The sequence below is a fragment of the Tunturiibacter gelidiferens genome (genome assembly GCF_013410115.1).
GTDB lineage: Bacteria > Acidobacteriota > Terriglobia > Terriglobales > Acidobacteriaceae > Edaphobacter > Edaphobacter gelidiferens.
On the sequence record NZ_JACCCV010000002.1, the window covers coordinates 351,224 to 376,738 of the forward strand.

At 56.8% G+C, this 25,515-nt stretch carries 23 protein-coding genes and 2 tRNA genes; 13 read left to right on the top strand and 12 right to left on the bottom strand.

What is annotated here, in order from left to right:
* Nucleotides 1-60 precede the first annotated feature (60 nt).
* Entirely contained in the window at nucleotides 61-1,029 is a 969-nt protein-coding gene (locus HDF12_RS13550; RefSeq protein WP_179584186.1) for a quinone oxidoreductase family protein, read from the bottom strand.
* Nucleotides 1,030-1,230: 201 nt separating this feature from the next.
* On the opposite strand from HDF12_RS13550, the gene HDF12_RS13555 reads away from it, so the two are divergent.
* The 5 genes from HDF12_RS13555 (at nucleotide 1,231) to HDF12_RS13575 (ending at nucleotide 5,440) form a co-directional block, all read left to right on the top strand.
* Entirely contained in the window at nucleotides 1,231-1,533 is a 303-nt protein-coding gene (locus tag HDF12_RS13555) for a hypothetical protein (RefSeq protein WP_179584188.1), read from the top strand.
* Nucleotides 1,534-1,717: 184 nt separating this feature from the next.
* The gene (locus tag HDF12_RS13560) at nucleotides 1,718-2,734 is read left to right on the top strand and encodes an ATP-grasp domain-containing protein (protein WP_179584190.1); all 1,017 of its coding nucleotides are present in this window, start codon (nucleotides 1,718-1,720) and stop codon (nucleotides 2,732-2,734) included.
* Nucleotides 2,734-3,771, top strand: coding sequence for an LLM class flavin-dependent oxidoreductase (locus tag HDF12_RS13565; protein ID WP_179584192.1), 1,038 nt, complete (start codon nucleotides 2,734-2,736; stop codon nucleotides 3,769-3,771). The genes HDF12_RS13560 and HDF12_RS13565 overlap by 1 nt, the downstream gene beginning before the upstream one ends.
* Before the next feature lie 132 nt (nucleotides 3,772-3,903).
* Nucleotides 3,904-4,761: a subclass B3 metallo-beta-lactamase gene (bla, locus tag HDF12_RS13570; RefSeq protein WP_179584194.1), complete on the top strand. Its 858-nt coding sequence runs from the start codon at nucleotides 3,904-3,906 to the stop codon at nucleotides 4,759-4,761.
* Nucleotides 4,762-5,134: 373 nt separating this feature from the next.
* A complete protein-coding gene (locus HDF12_RS13575) occupies nucleotides 5,135-5,440 on the top strand; it encodes a hypothetical protein (RefSeq protein WP_179584196.1) in 306 nt (101 codons plus the stop codon).
* 20 nt (nucleotides 5,441-5,460) lie between these two features.
* Here the strand turns inward: HDF12_RS13575 and HDF12_RS13580 are convergent, their stop codons facing one another.
* From HDF12_RS13580 to HDF12_RS13590, 3 genes are all read right to left on the bottom strand, one after another.
* Nucleotides 5,461-6,435 (bottom strand): glycosyltransferase family 2 protein, encoded by a 975-nt coding sequence (locus HDF12_RS13580; RefSeq protein WP_179584198.1) that lies wholly within the window; start codon nucleotides 6,433-6,435, stop codon nucleotides 5,461-5,463.
* Between the two features lie 125 nt (nucleotides 6,436-6,560).
* Nucleotides 6,561-6,893: an energy transducer TonB gene (locus HDF12_RS13585; protein WP_179584200.1), complete on the bottom strand. Its 333-nt coding sequence runs from the start codon at nucleotides 6,891-6,893 to the stop codon at nucleotides 6,561-6,563.
* Nucleotides 6,894-6,960: 67 nt separating this feature from the next.
* Nucleotides 6,961-7,746, bottom strand: coding sequence for a DeoR/GlpR family DNA-binding transcription regulator (locus HDF12_RS13590; protein ID WP_179584202.1), 786 nt, complete (start codon nucleotides 7,744-7,746; stop codon nucleotides 6,961-6,963).
* Nucleotides 7,747-8,000: 254 nt separating this feature from the next.
* Between HDF12_RS13590 and HDF12_RS13595 the strand changes: the two genes are divergently transcribed.
* The 3 genes from HDF12_RS13595 to HDF12_RS13605 all read left to right on the top strand — a co-directional run bounded on the left by HDF12_RS13595 (nucleotide 8,001) and on the right by HDF12_RS13605 (nucleotide 13,580).
* Nucleotides 8,001-11,453, top strand: a complete 3,453-nt coding sequence (locus tag HDF12_RS13595; RefSeq protein WP_179584204.1) for a TonB-dependent receptor — start codon at nucleotides 8,001-8,003, stop codon at nucleotides 11,451-11,453.
* 242 nt (nucleotides 11,454-11,695) lie between these two features.
* Nucleotides 11,696-12,631 carry an N-acetylglucosamine kinase gene (locus HDF12_RS13600; protein ID WP_179584206.1) on the top strand — a complete coding sequence of 312 codons (936 nt, stop codon included), beginning with the start codon at nucleotides 11,696-11,698 and terminating at the stop codon, nucleotides 12,629-12,631.
* Nucleotides 12,632-12,833: 202 nt separating this feature from the next.
* Nucleotides 12,834-13,580, top strand: coding sequence for a copper homeostasis protein CutC (locus HDF12_RS13605; RefSeq protein ID WP_179584208.1), 747 nt, complete (start codon nucleotides 12,834-12,836; stop codon nucleotides 13,578-13,580).
* Between the two features lie 474 nt (nucleotides 13,581-14,054).
* On the opposite strand, the gene HDF12_RS13610 is transcribed toward HDF12_RS13605, so the two are convergent.
* Nucleotides 14,055-14,131 (bottom strand) — tRNA-Val (locus HDF12_RS13610).
* 154 nt (nucleotides 14,132-14,285) lie between these two features.
* On the opposite strand from HDF12_RS13610, the gene HDF12_RS13615 reads away from it, so the two are divergent.
* The 4 genes from HDF12_RS13615 (at nucleotide 14,286) to HDF12_RS13630 (ending at nucleotide 17,587) form a co-directional block, all read left to right on the top strand.
* Entirely contained in the window at nucleotides 14,286-14,498 is a 213-nt protein-coding gene (locus tag HDF12_RS13615) for a heavy-metal-associated domain-containing protein (RefSeq protein ID WP_179584210.1), read from the top strand.
* 14 nt (nucleotides 14,499-14,512) lie between these two features.
* The gene (locus tag HDF12_RS13620) at nucleotides 14,513-16,948 is read left to right on the top strand and encodes a heavy metal translocating P-type ATPase (protein ID WP_179584212.1); all 2,436 of its coding nucleotides are present in this window, start codon (nucleotides 14,513-14,515) and stop codon (nucleotides 16,946-16,948) included.
* 9 nt (nucleotides 16,949-16,957) lie between these two features.
* The gene (locus tag HDF12_RS13625) at nucleotides 16,958-17,326 is read left to right on the top strand and encodes a metal-sensitive transcriptional regulator (protein ID WP_179584214.1); all 369 of its coding nucleotides are present in this window, start codon (nucleotides 16,958-16,960) and stop codon (nucleotides 17,324-17,326) included.
* 184 nt (nucleotides 17,327-17,510) lie between these two features.
* Nucleotides 17,511-17,587, top strand: a tRNA-Asp gene (locus HDF12_RS13630).
* A gap of 64 nt (nucleotides 17,588-17,651) precedes the next feature.
* Here HDF12_RS13630 and HDF12_RS13635 read toward each other — a convergent pair.
* Genes HDF12_RS13635 through HDF12_RS13655 form a run of 5 tightly spaced genes read right to left on the bottom strand, consistent with a single transcriptional unit; the run spans nucleotide 17,652 to nucleotide 22,198 of the window.
* A complete protein-coding gene (locus HDF12_RS13635) occupies nucleotides 17,652-18,827 on the bottom strand; it encodes a tyrosine-type recombinase/integrase (RefSeq protein WP_179584216.1) in 1,176 nt (391 codons plus the stop codon).
* A 9-nt stretch (nucleotides 18,828-18,836) separates the two neighbouring features.
* Nucleotides 18,837-19,055, bottom strand: a complete 219-nt coding sequence (locus HDF12_RS13640; RefSeq protein WP_179584218.1) for a hypothetical protein — start codon at nucleotides 19,053-19,055, stop codon at nucleotides 18,837-18,839.
* Nucleotides 19,056-19,091: 36 nt separating this feature from the next.
* Nucleotides 19,092-19,706, bottom strand: coding sequence for a hypothetical protein (locus HDF12_RS13645; RefSeq protein WP_179584220.1), 615 nt, complete (start codon nucleotides 19,704-19,706; stop codon nucleotides 19,092-19,094).
* 27 nt (nucleotides 19,707-19,733) lie between these two features.
* Nucleotides 19,734-20,486 carry a hypothetical protein gene (locus HDF12_RS13650; protein ID WP_179584222.1) on the bottom strand — a complete coding sequence of 251 codons (753 nt, stop codon included), beginning with the start codon at nucleotides 20,484-20,486 and terminating at the stop codon, nucleotides 19,734-19,736.
* Between the two features lie 8 nt (nucleotides 20,487-20,494).
* Nucleotides 20,495-22,198 carry a type IV secretory system conjugative DNA transfer family protein gene (locus HDF12_RS13655; RefSeq protein WP_179584224.1) on the bottom strand — a complete coding sequence of 568 codons (1,704 nt, stop codon included), beginning with the start codon at nucleotides 22,196-22,198 and terminating at the stop codon, nucleotides 20,495-20,497.
* A gap of 95 nt (nucleotides 22,199-22,293) precedes the next feature.
* On the opposite strand from HDF12_RS13655, the gene HDF12_RS13660 reads away from it, so the two are divergent.
* The gene (locus HDF12_RS13660; RefSeq protein WP_179584226.1) at nucleotides 22,294-22,998 is read left to right on the top strand and encodes a hypothetical protein; all 705 of its coding nucleotides are present in this window, start codon (nucleotides 22,294-22,296) and stop codon (nucleotides 22,996-22,998) included.
* Here the strand turns inward: HDF12_RS13660 and HDF12_RS13665 are convergent.
* Entirely contained in the window at nucleotides 22,968-24,134 is a 1,167-nt protein-coding gene (locus HDF12_RS13665; RefSeq protein ID WP_179584228.1) for a Fic family protein, read from the bottom strand. The two genes, HDF12_RS13660 and HDF12_RS13665, sit on opposite strands and share 31 nt — an antisense overlap.
* Nucleotides 24,135-24,853: 719 nt before the next feature.
* Nucleotides 24,854-25,072, bottom strand: coding sequence for a hypothetical protein (locus HDF12_RS22020; protein ID WP_218892459.1), 219 nt, complete (start codon nucleotides 25,070-25,072; stop codon nucleotides 24,854-24,856).
* Between the last annotated feature and the right edge of the window lie 443 nt (nucleotides 25,073-25,515).

Consider the following 25,515-nt stretch of genomic DNA (forward strand, 5'->3'; position numbering starts at 1 on the left):
GTGACTTGTATACCTTGTTATGGCGAGTAAAGCTTGGTGGTCCTCCCTTTGGTCGGAAGTTTATGGGATTAGGAGGAGCTTGCCGGTGGTTCTGCGGGACTCGAGATCGCGATGGGCCTGCGCGGCGTCGGCGAGTGGGTAGACGTGCTCGATGCGAAGCCTGAGGGTGTTGTTGGCGACTGCATCGAAGACCTCTTTGGCGCGGTGTTCGAGTTCGGCGCGGGTGGCGATGTAGTCCTTGAGGGTGGGGCGGGTGACGTAGAGGGAGCCCATGGTGGAGAGACGGATGAGGTCGAAGGGCGGGACGGCTCCGCTGGCGCCACCGAAGAGAACGACGAGGCCGCGGGGGCGAAGGCACTGGAGAGACTGCTCGAAGGTGGATTTGCCGACGGAGTCGTAGACCACGGGGAGGCCTCGGCCAGAGGTGAGTTGCTTAACCTTCGCGGCGAAGTCCTCTTTGGTGTAGAAGATGATCTCGTCGGCTCCGGCGGCGCGGGCGAGGGTGGCTTTTTCTTCGCTGGAGACGGTGGTGAAGACGCGGGCGCCGAGGGCTTTGGCCATCTGGATGAAGAGGAGGCCGGTGCCGCCTGCTCCGGCATGGATGAGGATCTCGTCGCCGGACTGGACGGGGTAGGCGGAGTGGAGGAGGTAGTGGGCGGTCATGCCCTGGAGGATGGCAGCGGCGGCTTGCTGGGTGGTGACGCCTTCCGGGATGGCAACGAGGCGGGCGGCGGGAGCGACGGCGAACTGGGCGTAGGTGCCGGGGATGAGGCACCAGGCTACGCGGTCGCCGGCTTTGAAGGCGGTGACGTCGGGGGCAACGGAGACGATGGTGCCGGCGGCCTCCTGGCCGAGGGTGTAGGGGAGTTTGGCGGGGTAGCGGCCCTCGCGGAAGTAGGTGTCGATGAAGTTGACGCCGGAGGCTTCGATGCGGATGAGGGCTTCGCCGGGGCCGGGGGTTGGCGTGGGGAGGTCGGTGAGGGTGAGGACGTCGGCGGAGCCGGTGGTGAGGATCTGGATGGCTTGCATGGCTGGTTGTCAGGGTACAACATCTGAAAGTCGCGGGGCGCGATTGAAGTAGGCTAATCTGAGGCCCCAGAGACGGTGTCGAATCGAGGAATGAGATATGGAATTACTTACAATGAGGAACCTTTTCACTTTCGCATTCTTATTTGCAATTGCAAACGTCGTATCTGCGGCTCAATTAGACAAGGCAACGTTGATAGGCCAATGGGACTATACGTCATACACCATTCTCCAGAGAGGCAGACCTCTGGCGCTGTGCAGTTCAAGCCACGCACTATGTTGTTTACCTATCACGAAGGCGGCGCTTGGGAAATGGAAGCAGGTGACGCTACCCACACAAAACTCAATGGCAGCTATGAAGTACATGACACTGAGCTAATTATGAAGAAGACGGATGGTTCGACCTATCAAGACTTTACAGTTGAGTTCAGAAACGACGGGAAAGAAATGGTTATGAGAGATAAACGTTCCATCGTCACCGCGAGCAAAGTCGAAGCTACCCCGTAACTTCAAAAGCAGAAAGCAATAATTCCACAAAACAATTAGAAGAAGAGAGTTACGAAGCGATCCAGCAGATGATTTCATCTAAACTTGAGATATCAGATTCGAGGCGTTGCTTCGCCTTCTGTCCCCTGGTTGTAACTGTGGGGCGAGTTTTGAGTCGAACCTTTGAAGGGGATTGAAGAAGATTATGTCCAGCCGCCAGCCTTTGCCTATTGCGATTTATTATGAGCAGCCGAACTGGTTCAAGCCGTTGTTTGCGGAGCTGGATCGTCGCGGTGCGAACTACGTGAAACTGGATGCGGTGGAGCATAGCTATGGGCCGGAGGATCGGCCGGAGGAGAAGTATGCCGTGGTGCTGAATAAGATGAGCCCTTCGGCGTGGAATCGTGGGCACGGGGATCAGATCTTTTACACGCTGGGATTTCTCGAGCATCTTGAGAGCCGCGGCGTTCGGGTGGTGAATGGCGTGAAGGCTTATCGGAGCGAGTTGTCGAAGGCGGCGCAGCTTTCGATGCTGGAGGCGCTGGGGCTTGGGTATCCGAAGGCGCGTGTGATTCATCGGGCTTCGCAGGCGAGCGCTGCGGCGGAGGGGTTGCGTTTCCCTGTTGTGGTGAAGCCGAACATAGGCGGCAGTGGAAGCGGTGTGGTGAAGTTTCATACGAAGGAGCATCTCGCGGAGGCCTCCGCGATGGAGGGCGGCGTGGCGCTGGGGATGGATGCGACGGGGCTGGTGCAGGAGTTTGTGCCGGCGCGTGGGTCGTTCATCGTTCGGGTCGAGGTGTTGGACGGGAAGTATTTGTACGCGATCAAGATACATATTACCGGCGAGACGTTTGATCTTTGTCCGGCGGATATCTGTAAGACACCGCTGGGAGTGGAGTTGGATCGCGCGGCTTGTCCGGTAGATGCACCAAAGAATGGGTTGACGGTTGAGGCCTTCGATACGCCGCCTGAGGTAATTGAAGAGGTGGAGCGGCTGATGGCTGCTGCGGGGATCGAGCTGGGTGGCGTGGAATTTATGGTGGATGATCGCGACGGCTTGAGGATGTACTACGACATCAATGCGCTTTCGAACTTCGTGGCCGATGGGCAGAAGGTTGTGGGCTTCGATCCGTTTGTGAAGCTGGCGGCTTGGCTGGAGGATGAGGCTCGGCTTGTGAATGAGCGACGAGCGGGTGTGACAGAGCTGGCGGGGACACGCTGATGCGATACGGCTTCTGGTTGCCGGTGTTTGGGGGATGGCTGCGCAACGTCGAGGACGAGAAGATGGTTGCGAGCTGGGAGTACGTGCGGGACCTGGCGAAGAGGGCGGAGACGATTGGCTATGATCTGACGCTGATCGCAGAGTTGAATTTGAATGACATCAAGGGTGTGGATGCTCCTTCGCTCGATGCGTGGTCGACGACGGCGGCGCTGGCTGCGGTAACGGAGAGGCTGGAGCTGATGGTGGCGGTGCGGCCTACGTTTCACAATCCTGCGCTGCTGGCGAAGCAGGCGGCTTCGATCGATCAGATGTCGCATGGGCGGTTGACGCTGAATGTGGTTTCGAGCTGGTGGAAGGATGAGGCGACTAAGTATGGAGTTCACTTCGACGAGCATGATGACCGCTATGCGCGTACGTCGGAGTGGCTCGATGTGGTGGATGGATGCTGGAAGACGCAGGGGTTTTCTTACAAAGGCAACTATTACGATGTGCGGGAGAATGTGCTTTCGCCGAAGCCGGTGAGCAAGCCTCGGCCTACGCTGTATGCGGGGGGCGAGTCGGAGACGGCGAAGAACCTGATTGCGGCGAAGTGCGATGCGTACCTGATGCATGGCGATGCGCCTGAGGCTGTGGGTAAGAAGATTGCCGATATGCGGGAGCGGCGGGAGAAGCTTGGGCTGGGGCCGATGACGTTTGGCGTGGCGGGGTATGCGGTGGTGCGGGACTCGGAGGCTGAGGCCCTGCGCGAGGTGGAGCGGATTACGGATGTGAAGCAGTCGGCGCGCGGGTATGCGAACTATGAGCAGTGGGTAACGGGGTCGAATCTGCAGACGGAGATCTCGTTGAAGGACTACTCAGTCTCGAATCGCGGGCTGCGATGCGGGTTTGTGGGAACGCCGGAGCAGGTGTCGGAGCGGATGGAGGAGTTTGCGGCGGTGGGGGTGGATCTGGTGCTGCTGCAGTCGAGTCCGCAGGCGGAGGAGATGGAGCGGTTTGGGGCTCAGGTGATCCGCGGCAAGGCAGAGGCGGCGGTTTAGTTTTTTTGTGACTTGGGTGGAGCGTTCATCTTGCGACGGACGCTTTTTTGTGGAAAGACGATGTACCGGGAAGGTTAATTCTCCGCAAGTGCGATGGGTGGCGGCCCGTTGTGTGGAGGGTTATGCTTTGCCATGCTACTTCGTTCCCTCTTGTTGACTTTCGTATTTGTCTGCGGTCTGTTTGCGCAGGATGACCCTGATTGGACCACTCCCCATGCGCCTTTTCGTGTGGCCGGCAACGTTTATTACGTGGGAAGCAAGGACCTGGCGTCCTATCTGATCACGACGTCGCAGGGACATATCTTGATCAACAGCAATTTGGAGAGCAGCGTTGCACAGATAAAGAAGAGTGTCGAAGCGCTTGGTTTCAAGTTCAGCGATGTGAAGATTTTGCTGATCAGCCATGCTCATCGCGATCACTGCGCGGGCAGCAAGCTGTTGAAGGAGTTGACCGGCGCGAAGTACATGGTGATGGATCGGGATGTACCGGTGGTGGAGTCGGGCGGGAAGGCCGATTTTCAATATGGCAAGGGGTCGAGTAACTGGTATCCAGCGGCGAAGGTTGATCGTGTGCTGCATGACGGCGATGAGGTTCGACTGGGGGATGTCGTGCTGGTTGCGCATCTAACCCCGGGCCACACAAAGGGGTGGACGACCTGGACGATGAAGATGAGTGAGGGCGGCAGGGTTTATCACGTTGTGATCGTTGGCAGCCCGAATGTAAATCCGGGATACAGGCTGGTGAAGAGCGCTGTCTATCCGACGATGGCGCAAGACTATGAGTTGACGTTTCGGACCTTGAAGTCGCTGCCTTGCGATGTGTTTCTGGGGGCGCACGGGAGCTATTTTGGGATGGAGGAAAAGTTCGCGAGACAGAGGGCTGGCGACCTCAACCCATTTGTGGATCCGGAGGGGTACAAGGCCTATGTGATGGAGCGGGAACAGGCATTTCGCAAGGAATTGGCAAAGCAGTTGGGAGCTGGGTACTGAGGTGATATGCATCCGACGGGTGATGTACCGGGTACGGGTGTGAGCATAGAATTAACGATGATTTCTTAGTTTGATCGAAGAGCAGAGTCACGGGAGAGGTTGAGGGCCAGAAGTGATTGAATGGATGCAGGGTCGAAGAGGGGCTGGGATATGGCGTGGAGTGTTCCTCGCCGGGATACCGATACTGGTTGCTGGTTGTCACTCGGGGCGTCAGAGCGGTGTCGTTCTGGCAGGTCTCGCCAGTGTGACTCAGCCGAAAACCTCATTAGGGCCTAATCATTTAGCGGCTGAGGGTTCGGCAACAATTAAGGCCACATGTGGGAAGCAATCCTATGAAAATGCACGCAATGGCTTGATCGTGAGCCAGACGGGATTGCATGAAGACGTCTTTGCGCTCAGGAGTGGAACGTCGTACGCCTCGATCGCCTTCGACCTGGACGATGCGCTGTTCCTTGAGGATGTGCTGAGGAAAGAGTTTAAAGGAAACCAACAGCCGACCGAACAATGGAAGTGTGTTCAGGAGTTTGAGGGATATCTGGAGACGCTAACCGATCCAATGGTTGAGCAGGACAAACTCGCGAAGGAGCTGGATGCTACGGCGTTCAAGGACTCGACCAGGGAGGCGCAGGAAGAGATGAGAAGAGAGAAGGATAACGAGGCGCTGGCCCCGAAGAACTAGCCCGGGACCAACCTATTGGGCTACTGAATGAGGCTTTCCTCGGAGCGCAGGCGGAGGATGCGGTCTACCGCATAGGGTGCGCGGTGAGCGGCGGTATGAAAGTGCCTTACCTGAAGCTCTCCGAGCAGACCAATGCCCATCATCTGGATTCCGGCGAGGATGAGCACGCCGGCGATGACGAAGAGCGGGCCGTGGAGGCTCATGATGTGCTGGCCGGTAACGATCTTGAGAATGAGAAGCCAGGCGGCCATGCCGAAGCCGGCCACCATCCCGAATGCTCCGATGGTGCCGAAGAAGTGAAGCGGACGCGTCATGTAGCGGAGCAGGAAGCGGATGGTGAGGAGGTCGAAGAAGACGCGGAAGGTGCGCGAGATGCCGTAGTGGCTCTCGCCAAACTCGCGGGCCGGGTTAGAGATGGGAATCTCGCAGATGCTTGCCCCATACCAGGAGGCGAGGGCAGGGATGAAGCGATGCATCTCGCCGTAGAGTGGGATGTTCTGGATGACCTCGCGGCGGTAGGCCTTGAAGGTGGTGCCGAAGTCGTGGATGTCCACGCCGCTGAGTGCGGCCATGAGCCAGTTCGCGGCACGAGAGGGGATACGACGCAGGATGAAGTTGTCGCCGCGCTGGGAGCGCCAGCCACTCACGACGTCGTAACCTTCTTCGAGCTTGGCCAGAAAGCCGGGAATCTCTTCGGGATCGTGCTGAAGGTCGCCGTCCATGGCGAGGATGAAGTCTCCCTGGGCGTGATCGAAGCCGGCTGCGAGAGCGGAGGTCTGACCGAAGTTGCGGCGGAGCTTGATAACCAGGACACGGCTGTCTACGGCAGCGATCTCCTCCAGCAGCCGGTAGGTGCGGTCGCGTGAGCCATCGTCGACGAAGACCAGCTCGAAGGTGTCGTTGACGTGCTCCATGACAGCCTTCAGGCGGTCGTAGAGTGTTGTGACATTCTCTTCCTCGTTATGGAAGGGGACGACGATTGAATATTTCGGCACTTTACTATGATACTCCCGGGGTTGCATTCTTTGGATGTTGACCGGTGAACAAAAGATCTGAATCTGCCAGTTTTTTTCCCGGCAGAAGAGTGTCGGCCTCGCAATCAAACAGCCCTCGGTCGGTGCTAGAACTTGAAGTTCAGGACGACATCCATACTTTGAGGCTTGCCGAGGTAGTACCCTGCTGCGAATTCCGCCTGTTGAACAGCCGCGGTGGCGGCCTCGGCCAAAGTGGAGTCGCCGAGTTCTACCCTGATGTCGCCCACTTTGCCGTCCTCGAGGACATCGACGATCAACCGCACCTGGCCGTGAGTGTGGTGGCAGGCCTTCCCTGCCCTGCAATCCGGAGCTGGCATGCTGATCAGCCGGGGAGGGACGACCGAGGGCATGCTCTGAGCCTCCAGCGTCACAGACACTGGTGCGAGAAAAAACGGCAAGAGGGCCCAGACTGTACGCATAGCCTCATACTCTCACGAGTTGGCCGAGGCGCAACCGCAATTTTTGTGGCATCTGACTGGGTTCGCGCTAGACGATGATCACCCGGACCTGCTTCCGCTGAAAGGCCTCGACCAGCTCGGGGTCGACGCTATCGTCGGTGATGATGGTATGGAGATCGCTGGTGGCGCAGACTTTGACCGAGGTGAAGATGCCGAGTTTGCTTGCATCCGCGACAGCAATGACCTGCCGGGCGTGCTTGACCATCTCTCCGAGAACCAGCGCTTCGTCGGATTCGATGACAGTAAGGCCGTGGTCGGGGTGAATTCCGCAGGCTCCCATGAAGACCTTGTCGAAGAAGAGCCGCTGCAGCGAGTCGAAGGCGGTTGCGCCGACCATCGAGAATGCTCCGGGCCAGCGAATGGAGCCGCCGGTGAGGGTGACACGAGCGTTCGGGAGACTGGAGAACTCCATCCCGATATTGACCGCGTTGGTGACGATGTGGATGCCCTCGCGATGCCGGAGGCTGCGGGCTACCTGGGTGGTGGTGGTGCCGGGCGAGAGCGCGATGGTGTCGCCCTCGTTGACCATCTCGGCCGCGGCGATGGCGATGCGACGCTTCTCGTTGGAGAAACGCTCTTCGCGCAATGGAAAGGCGGCATCGAACCGGAAGGGCTCGTAGGTCATCTTTCCGGCCAGTTCGACGCTGCCGTGGGTGCGGTTTACGAGACCGCGCTGGGCGAGTTTGATGAGGTCCCGCCGGACGCTGGCCGGCGAGGCGTCGATCGTAACTGCCAGATCCTCAACGCAGCTCTGGCCTTTCTGTAGCAGGAGATGGAGTATTTGGTTCGCGCGATCCTGAGTCTTCTGGGCCATGTCTCGTCCATTCTAACCACGCTTAAATGTGCGAACCGCTAACTTTTGGTCAGACCGGCGGTTCTTTTTTGAGTATATGGGCTCGTTTTCTTCAGAATTATGAAAAGTTATGTTGACAAATGTTTACATAGATTTCTATGCTCTACCAACAATTTGATTTTTTCATAACCGCAACCAGCGGGTATTCGGCATGTTCAGCCGTTGTACGCGACGCGGATCTTCCCATGTCCCACCGGCACCCTGGAGTCGTTCAAATGATCAAGGCAGCGCAGAAGATGAAGTTTCTCAAACGTATCTCCGGGATCGTGATTGCGATAGCAGCACTGTTCTGTACACAGGCTCTGCTCGCGCAGACCGTCACCGGCACCATCACCGGAATAGTTACGGACCCGAGTGGCGCAGTCGTCGCCGGTGCGAGCGTACTCGCGCACAACACAGACACGGGTGTGGACTCGAGTGTGACAACGAACTCGGCTGGACTGTATCGAATTCAGTTTCTGCCCATCGGCCAGTACGAGGTGACTGTGGATGCGAAAGGGTTCGACAAAGAGACGATCCCCGCATTTCAACTCGAGGTACTGCAGACCACCACATTCAATGTGAAACTTTCGATCGGATCCTCTGCGGAGGTTGTGAACGTGTCCGAGGCGGCGCCGATTTTGAATACCAGTGACGCCACTTTGAGCGGCACATTTACGACCAATACGATTCAGAATTTTCCTTTGAATGGTCTGGACTTCTCTGCTTTGACGCTTTACATTCCGGGCTCGGTGAGCACGGTAGGGACATCGGGCACGACGAGTATCGAGCGGAGCACACAATATACCGACTCGATCAACCTGAATGGCAACCGCGCCCAGGCGAACAACTACACGCTCGACGGAATCGATCTGAACGAGACGTTTAACAACCTGATCGCGTACAGCCCGGCCCCTGAAGCTCTGCAGGAGATTAAGGTGCTGACGGCGAACTCTCCGGCAGACTATGGGAATGTCAATGGTGCCGGCGTTGTCAGCGTTCTCAAGAGCGGGACCAATCAATTCCACGGGTCGGTATATGGCTATCTGCAGGACTATAAGCTCAATGCGAACTCCTGGACCAATAAGCACTCAACTCCCATTGTCCCGATCAATCCCTTCTCTCAGTCTCAGTTCGGGGGCACGTTTGGCGGTCCAATCAAGCGCGACAAACTGTTCTTCTTCGTCGACTATCTGGGTTCGCGTTTCCACCATGGAGGAACCGCCACGGCGAACGTCTTTACTCAGGCGATGCGCAATGGAGACTTTTCGGCGCTCCTCAACGGCTCCAATCCGATTCAACTGTACGATCCGCTGAACGGCTTTGCACCGTATGCCGGGAATAAAGGCGTTCCGATCAACAACCCAGTTGCGAAGTATCTCTTCGCTCATCCAGAACTGTACCCGTTGCCGAATGCGACACCAACAGACGGAATCGCGGCCAACGACCTGCAAGGCCCGCAGCGAACGTACAGAGCCAACAACCAGGGAGATATCAAGATCGAGTACACGCCGAATGCGGCGGATAAAATCAGCGGGTTTTATGCGAAGTCGGATGCTTACGATGGCGCAACCTCGGTTCTGCCCGTCTCGTTTCCAAACGGAAGCACCTTCCCATCGCAGCTTGGCGGACTTACCTGGACCCACATCTTTTCGCCGTCGATTGTGAACTCTGCGCGCATCGGATATACGCGCATCAATTGGAATCAAGGACTGCCGGTCGATCAGACGGGAGTGTTCGGGACCAATGGCAATACAATCGTCGGCATCACCTTTCCCAATCAGGCCTATCAGGGTTTTACGTCTCAGGGCATCAGCGGTGGCTTGAGCAGTATCGGTAACAGCGCACAGAACAACGGCAGCCTGACGGACAACACCTACAGCTATATCGATAACCTGACATGGCAGCACGGCAAGAGTACGTTCAGCATGGGTGTCCAGGCGCTTCGCTACCAGAACAACTATCCCACCAGCAATAACAACGGCTTCCTTGGATCGCTGAATTACACTGGCGCTTTTTCGAGCAATCCCTCCTTGTCGAACGCGGTTGGATACGGTGGTGCGGACTTCGTGCTTGACCGGGTGAGTTCAGCAGCTGCCACGCTGTCGAGCGTCAATGTCGGACAGCGGCAATGGCGCGTAGCTGGATTCTTCGGCGATGACTACAAGGCGACGTCACGTCTGACTTTGAACGCTGGCGTGCGCTACGAATACGACCAGCCCTGGATTGAATCCAACAACAAGACAGGCAACATCGATATCGCTACGGGTCAGGTGATCTATGCCAGCAAGATTCCCGTCGGTGCGCCTGTTGGCTCTGGCCTGTGCAGCAATCGTGCGTGCTATGACGCCAACTACCGCCAGTTCACGCCACGTCTCGGCTTTGCTTATCAGGCAACGGATCGCTTCGTGATTCGTGGTGGTTATGGTGCTACGAGCTTCTTTGAGGGCAACTCGTCCAATCAGCGTCTGACCTCGATCACTCCCTTCATTCAGGCTGTCAATGTCAACGTCGTGACGCCGACGCCTGGCAATCCGGGAGCCCCGCGTACTGCGGAGCAGGGCTTCAGCGGCAGCACAATCACCGGCGGTGGAACCTTCAACGTGTATCCGCAGAATATTCAGCCGGCTTATGTGCAGGAGTTCAACCTCACCACAGAGTATGCGGTGACACGCTCCTTATCGCTGCAGGTTGGTTATGTCGGCGAAATAGGACAGCATATCGAAGACTACGGCAACCTCAACCAGTGGCGGGTGAACGGAGATCCCACCTCTGCGCCTTACTTCAATAACCAGTTCATCGGCATTAACGCGATCGATCCGACGGTCAGCATCGGCTCCGGTAGCCTGCTGATCACAGAGTCGCGTGCAGCGTCGAACTACCAGGCCCTTCAGACTATTCTCCGTCAGCGCACCAATCATGGGTTGGAGTTCACCGTGAACTATACCTATGGGAAGGCCTTGACCAATAGCGCGGGCAACTATTCAGTCAATACCTCCGGCGCCACCGCTGGGGGCCAAGGTGCTTTCCAGAACTACTACGACAGCGCTGCGGATTGGGGTCCGGCGGCTTACGATGTGCGTCACAACTTCAGTGGCACGGGCGTCTATTCCCTGCCGTTTGGCCACGGCAAGCAGTATCTTTCGGGGGTCAACCGGGTGGTGGATGAGGCCATTGGCGGCTGGAAGGTTTCGACCGCCGCCGTTGTCTACAGCGGATTTCCCGAGACGATCCTTGGCCCCGGGAACAACTCCAACAGCTTCGGCAATTCGCGGCCCAATCAGTATCGTGCTCTGAAGATCGTAAACCGCAATATCGATCACTGGTACGGCACCGATCCTTCGGCTAGTCCCTGTACCATTCCCGGCGTTGACAACGGTCTGTGCGCGTTCGGAGTACCTGCTTCCAACACCTTTGGCAATGCGAGAAATGGAAACACGCGCAGTCCACGTTATCTGAACGTCGATATGTCGGCTTTCAAGGACTTCGCCATCGTGCGGGAGCAGACTCTGGGCTTCCGGTTCGATGCCTTCAACGCCTTCAACATCGCCAGCTATGGCAACCCTGACACCAATATCGGCGACAACAACTTCGGGAATATATCAAACCAGGGAACCGCTAATGGAATCCAGCAGGCCATTCGTTCCACGGAGCGCCGGCTGCAGTTCTCCGCGAACTATCGGTTTTAGACAGCCCTCGATCATCGACCAACCTTAGCATCAGCATCACAGGGGCAGGGCTTCGGCTCTGCCCTTCCACATGTAAATAGTGTTCCAAAATACCGGCGATGTCTTGATAATCGTGTTCCATCGGCACGCTAAAGCGAACAGAGGGTTGCCGCACATACTATGGCAACACCGTTTCGATCAGAAATATAAATCCTGTCTTCGTTGCTGCTATTTTCGAAGTTACAGAAAAAAGAGGAACACGCTTGGCGTTTTATCTCGCACTAGATGTAGGCGGCACAAAGACTGAGTATGTATTGGCGGATGACACCCACGAACTCGCGAGAGTCCGCGGGGGCACCATCAAACGTATGCGCACCGACGCGAGCACTGCGACGCAGAATCTCGATAAGGCACTTGCCGAGCTGACCGCGTTAACCGGTGTGTCGATGACGTCCATCACCCGAAGCTGTGTCGGTGCGGCGGGCATCACTGTTGCGCTGGTCACCGACTGGATACGCGAAACCTTTGGCGAACGCGTCGGCGGCTCGCTTATCCTTGTTGGGGATGTGGAGATCGCGCTCGATGCTGCTTTCTTCGGTGGACCCGGCGTGCTGGTGATGGCCGGGACCGGGTCGAACGTCGCTGGACGCACCGTTGGTGGTGATCTGACTACCGCCGGAGGGTGGGGGCCTGCCCTGGCCGATCAGGGCTCAGGAAGCAGAATCGGACATCAGGCGCTGCGTGATACCTTTTTTGCTATCGACGAAGATCGTAGAACCACTCTGCTGCCAGCGATTCTTGAGTTGTGGCAGCTCTCCGATCTCGACTCGCTTATCGGCTACGCCAACCAGATCCCTGCCCCCGACTTTACACGCCTCGCTCCTCTGGTAGTGAAGTGCGCGGCGGAGGGAGACGCTGTGGCGCAGAACGTTCTTCAGCGTGAAGCAGAAGAGCTGGCCCACCTTGCGCATCTCGTCATCGAGCGGCTGCGACGCGACGCATCCGACAGCCGTCCGGACTGGGTCCCAGACCTTGCGTTCACGGGCAGCATTCTCGAACATGTCGCACCGATCCGCGACGGAATTGTTCAGGCTCTGCGACGCGAGCACGCTTCCCTGAAGGTGCTGCCCGGCACCGTCGATCCCATACTTGGCGCGCTCTGGCGGGCGCGGAGCGGACAGCTCCCAATCGCAGGTTGAACTGAAAAGAATATCGGCCGGCACCGAATACCGAAGTTTCGCCTCTGATATTCTCAGAATAATGATTATTTGAAGCCATTGTTTTCATTAATTGAATTTTTACTGTATATAGGTAAGGGCCACTCGTGGAATCCATCACTGCGGGGCTTGGCACGTTGACTATTTTCAAGCATTGGAAAGCTCTTGTGGTTCGTGTGATTTGATGCGCAAGATTACGTTCGAACTCTGTGCAGAGACTCTTCAGGCCTGCCTCGCCGCGCGCGAAGGGGGCGCCGATCGCATTGAACTTTGCACCGCCCTCAGCGAAGGCGGTCTAACGCCGAGTCACGCTCTAACGCACGCAGCGGTTCTTCGCAGTGGTATCCCTGTTCATGTCCTGTTGCGGCCTCGAAGTGGCGACTTCCACTACACGGACGATGAGTTCGCCGTCATGCGGGAGGACCTGCTTCACGCGCGCGGACTCGGAGCCAGCGGCTTTGTGCTCGGCATACTCCGCGCCGACGGCACAGTAGACTCCGAACGCACCCGCGAGCTAGTGGAATTGGCGGCTCCGCTTGAGATCACCTTTCATCGCGCCTTCGATTACACCACCTCGCTGGAGCAGGCTCTCGAAGATGTGATTGCCACTGGTTGCGGACGTGTTCTTACCTCCGGTGGCGAACCTGATGTACTGTCGGGAGCGGACAAACTGGCACGACTGGTAAAACTCGCTGACGGAAGAATTGATGTCGCTGTCGGCGGGGGTCTGCGCATCAAGGACGCAAGGGCTCTGGCTCGCGCGACCGGTGCAAGCCATTTTCATGGTTCTCTGCGGCGGAGCGAAGCCAGCAAGATGCAACATGAGCGTCGCTGGGTGCTAGAGGATGCAGACTCACTTGACGGCACCTCACGCTTCGTGGTGGACGCAGCAGATGTGCTCGCCATGATCGAGAACCTGCGAAGTTCCTGACGTCCCAAAACTTTCAACATGTATCAAAGCGGGTTACAAGTCGCTCCAGGCTTAGTCCGGCATGCCCTTGGCTTTGCAGACTGGGCAACTGCGACGATGCTCTCTAAGAATCTCTGCCGCTACATCTTGTTCACGCTCCGCGGTCTGAAGTCTTGCTCTGCGCACGATAAACGGGGATGCGTTTGGAGATGAACTCTCTAAATCATTCTCCGCCGCTAAACGTGTTCTCGTGGCTTCTTCATACTGGCGTTCGATTCTGTAGCATTCCGGGTTTGACATGGCAGCAACGCGTTCACCAGGCTGTCTAATATGAGCACAGAGATCACTTTGACTGGCTCTGTGTCGGACTATAACAGACGCCTCTCCGCGAATTCAAAAGCCTCCCAGACTGTTCGGGAGGCTTTCTTCGTTTCTTTTATTGAACTCGTGTAGAACCTAAGTGTTTTAGGAGATCTACTAAGTTATTTGGAATCATGGTGGGCAGTGAGGGACTCGAACCCCCGACATCCTGCTTGTAAGGCAGGCGCTCTAACCAACTGAGCTAACCGCCCGTTGAAGTTCTTTAGAACCTAACACAGTGTATGGGAGCGACGTGCAGGATGCAATGTGTAGCTGCCTGCACTCCGATTTTCACTTCGAGCATAAACTATATTTGTGAATACCCCCTGGGGGTATATGCATCTACTCACAGAGAGGAGGAGTGTCATGAAGGAGGCGCTTGGATTGTCGATTGAAGGAATGCACTGCGGAGCTTGTGTTCGCAGGGTTACCGATGCCCTCGGAAAGGTCGACGGGGTTGAGGTGAATTTGGTAGAGGTGGGATCGGCCAGGATGACGTTCGATCCGGAACGGGCAACGTTGGAGAAGATCGCCGATGCGGTCAACGAGATCGGCTTCACGGTACGCAGTGAAAAGTAACTCTGGGAGAAACCATGTCCGGTAGTTTGAAGATTAAAGACGGAACTGACGCCAACGCCGCCGCAGCTTTAGCCTCAGCCTCGGTGGAGCGTGTCACGATTCCCGTCTCGGGGATGACCTGCGCGGCGTGTCAGTCCTTTCTTCAGCGGGAGCTTGCCAGTCAGGCTGGGGTGCAGGATGCGACGGTCAACCTGATGCTGCACAACGCCACGGTGACGTTCGACCCAGGTGCTACTTCGACCCCCGCGCTGGTAGATGCGATTCGAAGCACAGGCTACGGCGCGGAGCTCCCTTTGGAACACCAGTCCGCCCTTGAGGAACAGGAGGATCACGACGAGGCGCAGTTGAGAGAGTATCGGCAGCTGCGACAGAAGGCCGTGGTCAGCCTGATCGCCGGCGGAGTAGCCATGGTTTTGTCCATGCCGCTGATGACGATCAACAGCGCGGCCGGAATGGAGCGAATGAAAGATCCGCTGATGAGCTGGAACATGCGGGTGCTTGATCCGCTGTTGCGCAGCGCACTTCCCTGGATGTATGAGGTCAATGCAGACGCGATTCGGTGGTTCCTTTTTGCGCTTGCAACGCTCATTCTGTGCTGGGCAGGACGACGGTTTTACACCAAGGCCTGGTCTGCTCTTTTACACAAGACAGCGGACATGAACACGCTGGTAGCACTTGGCACCGGAGCGGCCTATCTCTATTCGGCTGCCGGCACCATCGCGCCTGGATTTTTTGTATCACGCGGCATCGCTCCCGACGTTTATTTTGAAGCCGTAACTCTGATCATCGGATTGGTGCTGGTTGGGAATGCGCTGGAGAGCAGGGCGAAGGGGCAGACGGCCAGCGCTCTGCGAAAGCTTGTGCAACTTCAACCGAAGACTGCGACTGTTCTGCGAAGTGGTACTGAGAGCAGCGTGCCGCTAGAGTTGATTCAGCACGGCGATATCGTTCTGGTACGGCCCGGTGAGCGAATACCTACTGATGGCGAAGTGATTTCGGGCAAGAGCAGCGTGGACGAGTCGATGCTAACCGGCGAGTCGTTGCCCATCGAGAAGACGTCTCGGGACAGGGTAATGGGGGGAACGCTGAATCAGCGTGGATCGCTCCAGTACCGGGCAACCGCTGTGGGAGCAGGCAGTACATTGGCGCAGATAGTGCGGCTCCTGCGTGAGGCTCAGGGATCTCGTGCTCCGATTCAACGCATCGCGGATCGCATCAGCGCCGTGTTTGTTCCAACGGTGCTGGCGATTGCAATCGTTACTCTCGCAGCGTGGCGGGTGTTCGCTCCGTACGTCGGCGTGATGCAGGCGTTTGCGGCCGCCGTCACAGTGCTGGTGATTGCCTGCCCCTGCGCGATGGGTCTGGCTGTTCCGACGGCCGTGATGGTTGCGACGGGACGCGGAGCCAACTACGGAATTCTCATCAAGGGTGGAGAGGCTCTTCAGCGATTAGAGAAGATCGATACTATCGTGCTGGATAAGACGGGAACCATTACAGCGGGCCGTCCAGTGGTTACTGATTTCGTACTCGCCACAAGAGATAGCGATGCAGCGCGAATACAGAGCACGGGTCTTGCCGAGGATCATGTTCTGCGTGTTACAGCCGCACTGGAACGTGCTAGTGAACATCCTCTTGCTGAAGCTGTCGTTCAATACGCCACTGGGCGAGGTTTGAATCTGCCTCGGGCGCAGGAGTTTGAATCGTTTCCCGGACTTGGCGTCGTTGGAGTCGTCGATGGCGGGACTGTATTGATTGGCAACCCTGCCTTGATGAAGAAACACGGTGTCACCGTTGAAGCGATGAACGAAATCGCAGAGCGCATGTCGGAGGAAGGTAAGACTCCGCTATGGATTGCGATCGAGAATAAACTGGCTGCCGTTCTCGCTGTCGCAGACACGATCAAACCGAGCTCCATCGAGGCTGTGCGCAGAATGCGCGCCGATGGGCTACGCGTGGTGATGCTAACCGGCGACAACGAACGCACGGCTCATGCCATTGCACGACGGGTCGGCGTCGATAAAGTGATTGCGGGTGTGCTCCCTGCTGGCAAGGTGGACGCCGTCAAACGCCTCCAGGCGGAACACCGCGTGGTCGCGATGGTGGGAGACGGAGTCAACGATGCTCCTGCGCTCGCACAGGCTGATGTCGGACTCACGATGGCCAGCGGGGCAGACATCGCGATGGAAGCTGGAGATGTAACGTTGATGCGAAGCGACCTTACCGGCGTCGCCGCAGCTGTCATCCTCTCGCGTGGCACGATGCGAGTGATTCGTCAGAATCTGTTTTGGGCCTTCGTCTATAACGTGATTGGAATTCCAGTCGCGGCTGGTGTACTTTATCCAGCGTTTGGTTTACTGCTGAGCCCGGTGATAGCCAGCGCCGCGATGGCGCTCAGTTCTTTCAGTGTCGTTACAAACAGCCTCCGATTGCGCAGGCTGAAGCTTGAATAAGGAAAAAATATGGCTACAAAAAAAGCGACTACTCAAGACAAGAACTTGATGGTGGATTCCTGCGCTTGCGAGGTACGCGAATCGGAACGCAAGGCAACTGGGGTCGATCCCGAGATCAAGGCCTCCAACCTGCGTCGGTTGCGGCGTCTCGAAGGGCAGATCCGGGGCCTCCAGCGCATGGTCGAGGACGATCGCTACTGCGTCGACATTCTTACTCAGGTCTCTTCCGTGCAGGAGGCACTTCGTTCCGTGGCTCGGGCCTTGATGCGGAATCACCTCTCTCACTGCGCGACTCAGGCAATTCGCAGCGGGTCGGTAGAGGAGAGGCAGACCATGTACGATGAGTTGCTCGAGCTCATCTATAAAAATGCCCGCTAACGGAAGGACGGGAGGACACCCAAGTGTCCCTTGATCTGATAGACTTACATCTGTCGTCGGGTTGGACAGGCGGGTCTCCGTAAGGGATCGTAACCGAGCTCAAGAGACAGCGAATCAGGATTTTGGTGTAGTTTGAATCAGCCTGTTCTGAGTGAGATATAATCGCTAGCGAAGACGAAATTTTGGGGACGTAGCTCAGTTGGTTAGAGCGCTGCCCTGTCACGGCAGAGGTCGCGGGTTCGAGCCCCGTCGTCCCCGCCATACAAAGCAAAGAACTTAGCTTCGTATGGGACCTAAAGTGACAATCCACAATCCGATCCACACGTCATTGGATCGCCCGATCCTGCAATCCCACTGCATTCAGAAACGCGCCTTGCGCCGCCCGTGTCTCATCGCTGTCCTCCTGCGTGTACAGATCGAGCGTCGTCTGTATCTTTGAGTGACGCAGCAGGCCCTGCACCGTCTTCGGTTCCACCTTGCCCTTGTTCACCAGCCAGTTGCTGAGACTATGACGCAGGTTATGGAGGCCGAAACGCTGCCCGTCCGCGATCTGGACCCCTGACGCCTTTGCGGCAACTCTCAGGTGGTCCTTCACAAACGAACAGGCATTGAGCGGCACCTTGCCCTCGGCGGTCAGGGACGGAAACACAAAATCTTTCCCCTTGGCGTGAGGCGACAGCCGGTGCCAGTCGTGCAGGTGCTGAGAGAGCAGGGGGTGCATCGGAACATAGCCGTCTGATGCCTCGGTCTTCGTTTCACCGTCCGCGCCTTTGGCCCACCGTTTGGAAATGCGTATCCGTCCCTCAATCCACAGCACGTCATCCCAGCGAAGTGCGAGGATTTCAGAAGCTCGCAGGGCCGTAGCGGCACAGGTGAGCGTCAGTGCGTAGTGCAGGGGGTTGATCAGCTTCTCCAGAATGGCGAGCGTCTGCGCCGGGGTGATGACGATAGCCCGGTAATTGGACTTTGAGCGGGTCTCGACCGGCAACAGCGGATTCTTCGAAACGCGTTCGTGCAGGATGCCGACTTTATACGTCCGGTGCATAATGCCCCGGATCTTCGAGACGGTCGTCCAGGCAAGCCCGTTGTCCTTGTGCAGGGACAGAAGCCACTTCTGGATATCGAAGGGCTTGATGTCTTCCGCAATATCGTTCCCCCAGCGGGGCACGAGGTAATCCATCACGTAATGCTTCACGATGGGGATGGTGTTGGCGGACTTGGGGCGCACGGCGTCGGCGCTGAAGTCCACCTCCAGATAGAAGCTGGCGAGAGAATCAAACCGGATGCGTCCGATCTCGGCCTCGGTGTTGATCTTCGTGAGAAGTCCGAGTCTTTGCGCTTCGCGCCTGGCATCCCGCTGCTTTGGGAAGAGGGACACAAGCCCTATGGGGAGCGTGCGCTCCTTGCGTGTCCCGTCAGGCGCATCAGTCCGAAACCGTAGCATCCAGGTATCTCCGGCAAGCCGCTTCACTTTGCGAATACTGCCCTCTTGATAAGCCATATCAGCCTTTCAGCGAGGGCTACCCTGATCGGGATCATACCTCGAACTACTCGAAAAGGGGCGGGGATGCCGGTGATCAATCGCTATGCCTAGTTCTGAAAGACGGAAGATCCATCGCTTCCGGCGTTCGCCGGTGATGGCGTAAGCACCGCCGATGCCTCGACGGGCGAGGTCCAAGAGCATCCGGCGGTTGATGCCGAGGAAGTCCGCCGCAATAGCGGCGGACACGAAGCCTTCAGGTGTTCTCTGTCTCTCGTCCATAGGTCACCCCCGTGCTTTCTTGAGCAGCATCCGGTTATCCGGGCAGGGGGCCTGGGGCGAACGCTGGCTTTGCCACTGCGCCTGCACTTGTCCCTGGCCAAAGTCAGTGATCGTCATGCCGATAAGGCTGTAGCCGTCATACGGCGTCCCGATGAGTGAATCGACGGTGAACCTAATACCTCCCTCAACGGGCGCTCCGGTCATGACGGCGGACACGGGAGCGGTCTCCCGCATAACATCGGCGACGCTCTGGCCGTGAATGCCTTTGCCTCCGGCAAATGGCTGCGTCGGGATGCAGGTCTTCGACTCATAGCCCTTCAGCCTCTTAGTATCGTCGCTGAGGCGAATTTCAATGCGGATGCTGCAACGGTTCTGGTCAGGCATCAATTCGCTGCCTGCCCATATACCGCCGTACTTGGCCGCCGCCACGATCTCCGGTGATGGAGGGGGAGGGGGCGGAGCTGGCGCAACATGCGCCGCTGATTGCTTTTGAACCACGGCGGGGGCGGGGGCAGCGTGACGCAGGTTGTTGATGAAGCCTGGAGCGAAGTGGATGGCGAGCAGTACCGCGCCTACGATCAAAGCGATCTTCTTCTGTTTTTCGGTCAGCTGGTGCATGGGTATCCTCCTGTCAGGTGGTGGTTGTTATTCCTGCATGTAATTGCGCGCGATATGCGCAATCGTGGCTTTGCGAATCTCGGGGTCGATATTCTTCGGGAGAGAGGCGAGGTGGAGAGGCTCCAGCTCCGCTTCGGTCGCCTGGTCGTCCATCAGCTTTGCAAGGACGGGGGCCGCATTGCGGGTGTCGATGGTGATCCGCATAAATTCCCAAGATCTAAACCACGCGATGAACCCCTTTACCGCGAGTGCCAAAGCTGCCAGCTTGAGATACAAGGCGAGGTCAGGCTGCGCGATGAACAGGTCCTTGAGGACGATACTCACAATCAGGACCAGCAGCGGCTCCAAAACGATTCGGACGAAACCGAACGATTTTCCTTTCGGCAATATCTGGAAGAAAGGCAGTGCAGGCCCTTCATATTCCGAATGAATTTCGTTCTCCATGTGGATCATCCGCCGCCATAAGCGCACGCCATGCACGGCCATGATCAGGAAGTAGACTTTCGCATAATCTCCAAGTCCGAACATCCCCGGTGTGGGAGGGATATTCAGAAGCGGGATCATGTGCATGAAGTTGCTGAACAGCATGATGATGCCGGGAAGGATCAACATCATGGCCGCGCTGAAAAACGTGACGGGCACCGCGTAATATCTCGTGCCATAAGCAGGGCGAAGGGCCACCTCTACCGGCTGCGCAATAATGCTGCACAGCGTATGGACCAGTTCCATTGCGTTGTTCTGAAGGTGCTCGATGCGCATTTCTTCCGATGCTCCAAACATGACGCCTCCTAGTCGCGTGAGAAGTGGACCCGCAGATGATTGCGGCCCTGCGGGCTCTTCTCGGTTCGTGTTGCGTTGAAGTGGTCGCCGCCGCAAAACACAATCGCTTCGGCGAAGGGATTCTGGCCGTCCGGACGGCTCAGTGAGCTAAATTCGTAGGGCTCGACCTGATAGACAAGCTGGCGTGAACCACCAAAATTGGTGTGGCCCTGGCCGCTGTCGCCGCTCGCACCGGCGCTGTAGTTGTCCATGTACTTGTAGGTTTTGCCGATCACGTCGCTGTAGTAGTTACAGGTGTCGGGGCAGGTGCTGCGCAGCGCGATCTTGATGCCAAGATTCGCGAGAAACGCCTTGGTCTTCGCGCCTAGATGCGATTCGCCAAGTTCTTCCGCGAGATTGAGTAGGGTCTGCGTTAGTGCGATGACACAGACACCACTTGATCTCGATACCTGCACGAAATGGTTCTGGAAGCGGTGCATCAGGAGCTGGAACTCATCCATGTAAAGGAAGGCTCCGTTGCAGCAACTGGGCTTGTACTGGTGCCGGAGCCACGCCCTTTGGCAGGTGAGCTGAATCATCACGTTAATCAGCCGTGCCGTTTCCTTGCCGTACTCCAGAACCGGATAGTCGATGATCACGATTTTGCGTTCGTGTGTAATCTGTTCGGGTGTGAAGTCGTACGCGCCTGATGCGAAGATGTGGCGCAGCGGATGGAACAGGAACTTATCCGCCATGCCAGCGACAGTCATGGAGATCGACGATCTGGGGCGAGGGTCCAAGTCAGCCCAACGGTAAAAAACGAACTCCGACGCGGTTTCGAGATCCTGCCACTGGGTTTCAGTTAAAGAGTCTTTACGTGCGCGAATGCCGTTGATGAGCGTGGCCGTATAGGAGTTCGTCTCCCAGCCTTGCTCGTCCTGCTGGCCGAGATGATCGGGAAACGAGCTGATAGCCCGGTGGACATTGACGATGGAGAGGGGCTCGCCCGCAAGCTGGATGAGCTTGATCGCGTGACGCATTGCCTGTTCCGCTGCCAGCTCCCAGAAACGCTCGCCGCTGCCGCCCGACTGCGGGTGGCTCAGCGTAAGCAGTGTCGAAAAATAAGAAATGATCGACTCGACATCACCGCCGCCTCGTGAGCCGGAACGCGTCCACTCGTAGGCCAGCGGATCGAACCGCAGGCCGGAGGCTTCGTTGAACACGATCACGTCCTGCCCACGCCCGGATTCACGTGCCCATGCGATGAAGGTTTCTGCGTCGGTGGACTTGACAGCGTGGCATAAGCCGCCGCACCCGGCGCGGGCAAAAGCACAGAAGAACTGCTTGCCAACGGTGCTGCTCTTATGGGTGGCGTCAGTCGAAGTGACAATGGGATTGCACAGCCACGTCGTCATCACCCCAGCGGGAAGATGCGTGGCCGGAGCAACCTGAGTGATTGGTGCAGCAGGCGGGCAGGGTGCTGCAGGTTTCGGTTTGGAGTTGAAAATGGAGCCGGGATCTACCGGACTGTATTTGCCAAAGATTTTCCCGACCTTGCTATTCGGGCCAGTCAACGCACCGGGGGTCTTGGTGGCAGGCTTGCCCGGAGTTGAAGCGGTGCTGCAGGGTTGTTGCTGCATTTGGGTTGACGGTGTGGTGGAGGCTTGCTGGGCCTGTCCTGGGACTGCCAGCATGTAGGCGAGTGCGGCGAGGGTGATGAGCTGAGTCGTCATATCCGCAAGGTAGCCTCGCGAAACGGGGGCCGTGACGTTGCGGAAGGTTATGCTAGAGGGGTTACAGAGGGTTACATCAACGGGCGGAGACTCATGTGGCCATATCGCGTGCCCAAGTGGAACTGGAACTCAACCGTATTCTGAAGAGTGAGTTTTTCGCGGGCGGTAAATATCCTGCCGCCGAGAAGACGGGCCAACTCTTAAGACATATCGTGGAGGCCACACTTGATGAAAAACCCTTGACCCAAAACGCGCTGCTGATGGACTTTTACGGGTTTGCTCCCAGCCAGCTCGATGCAAGCCGGGATGACGCGCGCATCGGTGTGCTGCGTCTGCGCAAGAAACTCGACAATTACAATGCTGGTGCCGGTGCTGATGATTCCGTCGTGATCACGATACCCAAAGGGCAGTATCGAGCAGTCTTCGCCGAAAATCCGTCGTCGCCAATCCAGAAAGAAATCAGGCTGGGTTTCCGGCAGCTTGCTGCGGAAACCATGCCCCATTTGTATCGCGCGCTCAATCATTTTGAACGAGCAATTGAATTGCAGCTCGCCAACGCGGAAGCATGGGGGGGATTGGCGAGCACCTATGTCGCGACAGCGACAGATGCCCTTGCCTATGATGTGGATTGCCGGGTCGGGCTGAGAAGGCCGCGAGAGCGGAAACCTTCGCATATCGCGTACATTATGTCGCATATTGCGCTAATAGATTTCCAATTTGGAAACTGGAAATTCGTTCTGAAGTACCCGGTTACGAGATCCTCGATGTATCAGAATTCTCGATTGAGGATGTCCAGATAGCTCTCATAAAGAAAGAGACGATCTCTTCGTTTGCCGCTGGACTCCCGCAGGATGCCAGCTTGGACCATACGGGCCACCGCGGAGGAAGCGGTCGGAAAGCTAACGTTCATCTGGCCGGCAGCGTTCTTGATCGAGAAAAGCGGGTTAGCCTGAGCATATCTATAGATCAAGAGAGCAGAAGCAGCGCCCCGCCCAAACAACTCGATCTTTTCCTTGTCCTTACGGAAGAGTTTGTCGATGCTGTCAGCCGTCCGCACCGCTTGGTTCGCCGTATCCCGCACTCCCTGCAGGAAAAAGTCGAGCCATTCCGTCCACCCTTCACTTCCTCGGGTTCCGTTGAGGCGGTCGTAGTACAGGCGGCGATGCTTCTTAAAGAAAAGGCTGAGGTAAAGGACAGGCTCTCGCAATACCTCTTCAGCGCAGAGCATAAAGGTGATGAGCAACCTTCCAACCCTGCCGTTGCCGTCGAGAAAAGGATGGATGGATTCGAACTGTGCATGGACAAGGCCGGCCCTTATCAGCAGAGGAAGGGATGAACCCTCTTGATGGATGAAGGTTTCGAGCTGCCCCATACAGTCCAGCACATATTCTGGCGGCGGCGGTACATACGCTGCATTACCGGGCCGGCTGCCCCCGATCCAGTTCTGGCTTTTCCTGAACTGTCCCGGCTGGGCCTGGCTGCCACGCCCCTTAGACAGGAGGACTTCGTGGATTTCCCGTATGAGGCGGAGGGAGAGAGGAAAGCCATCTCGCATCCGCTTGATGCCGTGATTCAGGGCCGCCACATAGTTCGAAACTTCCTGCACGTCGTCCAGTGGGACGCCGGGCGTCTCCGCGTTCTCATAGAGCAAAAGGTCTGAAAGAGAGGATTGCGTCCCTTCGATCTGAGAGGAGAGCACAGCCTCCTTGCGAACGTAGGAGTAAAGAAAGAGCTTGAGGTCAGGGAGAGCGGAGGTCATGCCGTCCAGCCGACCGACGGCCTGGTTCGCTTCGGAGAGGATGGTCTGAAGCGAGGCGACATCGAGCGCCTTCGGACTGGGTGGTAGAGGTGGAGGAACAAAGGCCCGGACCCTCTCACCAGAGAGGGTGGAAGTCACATAGTGGCTGCGGTTGGCGGGTTTTTCGTCTTTGGGCATGTCTTAATTAGCTCACTCGCTATTAAAACATAGCGCATATTCCTTTCATAGCGACGCCAGCGATTCAAGGAAAAGCAGCGGGAGCCAAAGACTCAGAAGTCTCTTTGACACAGATACCTACATCGTCATCGTCGCAAGGATTGATTATGCTACGCTCCTCGCTAGGCCCACAGAGAATGGGAGTATCAGCAAGTTCGGGCATTGCCCGCGCAACCAACCTTCCATTTTAGAATCAATAAGTTACGAGATCGCAAGTGCTGAGGTTGCAGTACGTGCCAATATAATCAAATACTTGCATTGCAAGTTCAGATCGATACTCGCAACCATTGGGTGTCAGTGCAGCTCGAACTTTTTACTGTGCTTATTAAAAACTGTCTAATAGATAGGCACAAAGTTGGTCGGCCTTAGTGGAGAAACGAGACCCCCTACATCGCGCTCCACGTCGGCTCGCAGCAATGGCATCCTCGTTCGCTTTTTGCCAGTATTGTGGTTGACGCAAATTGGCGAGGCCGCGTTACTCATCCGCGGTAGATGTGGTCTCGTCGTCCGCCGTATCCGCATAGGCTAGGTATGGGTTCATGTTGATGTGTAAGCTCTATTCGTCCAGTTCAAAGTCGTTAATGTCGAGTTTTTTTATGATGGCTGGCAGGACCTGATGAATGATTCTCATGCCAACGAGAAGTTCATTCATGTATATATCAGGATGTAGTCGACTCGCATTAAACCCTAAACTCGGCTTCTGCCGTGTGCCCAAGTTCCCCATGCGTGTCACTTACCATGTCCAGCAACTCGGCTCTGAGCGGAGTTCCGGTGCGGAAAGCTGCATCTTTGACGGCGGTTAACCATTTCTGGTAGTCCTTCATTACCCGGTATTTGAACGTTCTGAACTTGGGTGCAAATTTTTCATCGACCTGGATCTTGCAGGCGGCAAGATCCATCAAGCACGCTTCAATATTACTTGTTGTATCGAATAGAAATGAATCGTCATCATCGATCGCGTGTGCGACGTACGCGACGTAGAACCCCACACGTCATTCAGCGATTCGAAGATGTCGTGAATGGCGGCTGAATACGGGTTCGTCTCAAGCAACTCCCAAAGCGGGTCAGGAGCGTCGGATTCATCGTCAACACCGTTGAAATAGCGGTCTAGCTCTGGCGGAAAGACTTCCGGCGGTTCGACTCCCATATTACTGAGCGTATCGGAAACCTGTACACACAATAGCCCAAGGTCATCTTGAAGTGGTTCCGTGTTGTATCCGGTTTCGACAGTGACTACTCCGCGACAGCCCGTGTCGGAGCAAAGAGAGGAACCGCTCGTTGGCAGAAGTCTCGAAGAGGACTGATTGTCCGGGCGGCTTGCACTTTCTTTCCGACTTTCGCA

Bases quoted from the DNA above. Each gene is read 5' to 3' on its own strand.
- HDF12_RS13550 (WP_179584186.1), bottom strand. From the start codon at position 1,029: ATGCAAGCCATCCAGATCCTCACCACCGGCTCCGCCGACGTCCTCACC.
- HDF12_RS13555 (WP_179584188.1), top strand. From the start codon at position 1,231: ATGGGACTATACGTCATACACCATTCTCCAGAGAGGCAGACCTCTGGC.
- HDF12_RS13560 (WP_179584190.1), top strand. From the start codon at position 1,718: ATGTCCAGCCGCCAGCCTTTGCCTATTGCGATTTATTATGAGCAGCCG.
- HDF12_RS13565 (WP_179584192.1), top strand. From the start codon at position 2,734: ATGCGATACGGCTTCTGGTTGCCGGTGTTTGGGGGATGGCTGCGCAAC.
- bla (WP_179584194.1), top strand. From the start codon at position 3,904: ATGCTACTTCGTTCCCTCTTGTTGACTTTCGTATTTGTCTGCGGTCTG.
- HDF12_RS13585 (WP_179584200.1), bottom strand. From the start codon at position 6,893: ATGCGTACAGTCTGGGCCCTCTTGCCGTTTTTTCTCGCACCAGTGTCT.
- HDF12_RS13590 (WP_179584202.1), bottom strand. From the start codon at position 7,746: ATGGCCCAGAAGACTCAGGATCGCGCGAACCAAATACTCCATCTCCTG.
- HDF12_RS13595 (WP_179584204.1), top strand. From the start codon at position 8,001: ATGATCAAGGCAGCGCAGAAGATGAAGTTTCTCAAACGTATCTCCGGG.
- HDF12_RS13605 (WP_179584208.1), top strand. From the start codon at position 12,834: ATGCGCAAGATTACGTTCGAACTCTGTGCAGAGACTCTTCAGGCCTGC.
- HDF12_RS13615 (WP_179584210.1), top strand. From the start codon at position 14,286: ATGAAGGAGGCGCTTGGATTGTCGATTGAAGGAATGCACTGCGGAGCT.
- HDF12_RS13620 (WP_179584212.1), top strand. From the start codon at position 14,513: ATGTCCGGTAGTTTGAAGATTAAAGACGGAACTGACGCCAACGCCGCC.
- HDF12_RS13625 (WP_179584214.1), top strand. From the start codon at position 16,958: ATGGCTACAAAAAAAGCGACTACTCAAGACAAGAACTTGATGGTGGAT.
- HDF12_RS13635 (WP_179584216.1), bottom strand. From the start codon at position 18,827: ATGGCTTATCAAGAGGGCAGTATTCGCAAAGTGAAGCGGCTTGCCGGA.
- HDF12_RS13645 (WP_179584220.1), bottom strand. From the start codon at position 19,706: ATGCACCAGCTGACCGAAAAACAGAAGAAGATCGCTTTGATCGTAGGC.
- HDF12_RS13650 (WP_179584222.1), bottom strand. From the start codon at position 20,486: ATGTTTGGAGCATCGGAAGAAATGCGCATCGAGCACCTTCAGAACAAC.
- HDF12_RS13655 (WP_179584224.1), bottom strand. From the start codon at position 22,198: ATGACGACTCAGCTCATCACCCTCGCCGCACTCGCCTACATGCTGGCA.
- HDF12_RS13665 (WP_179584228.1), bottom strand. From the start codon at position 24,134: ATGCCCAAAGACGAAAAACCCGCCAACCGCAGCCACTATGTGACTTCC.
- HDF12_RS22020 (WP_218892459.1), bottom strand. From the start codon at position 25,072: ATGGATCTTGCCGCCTGCAAGATCCAGGTCGATGAAAAATTTGCACCC.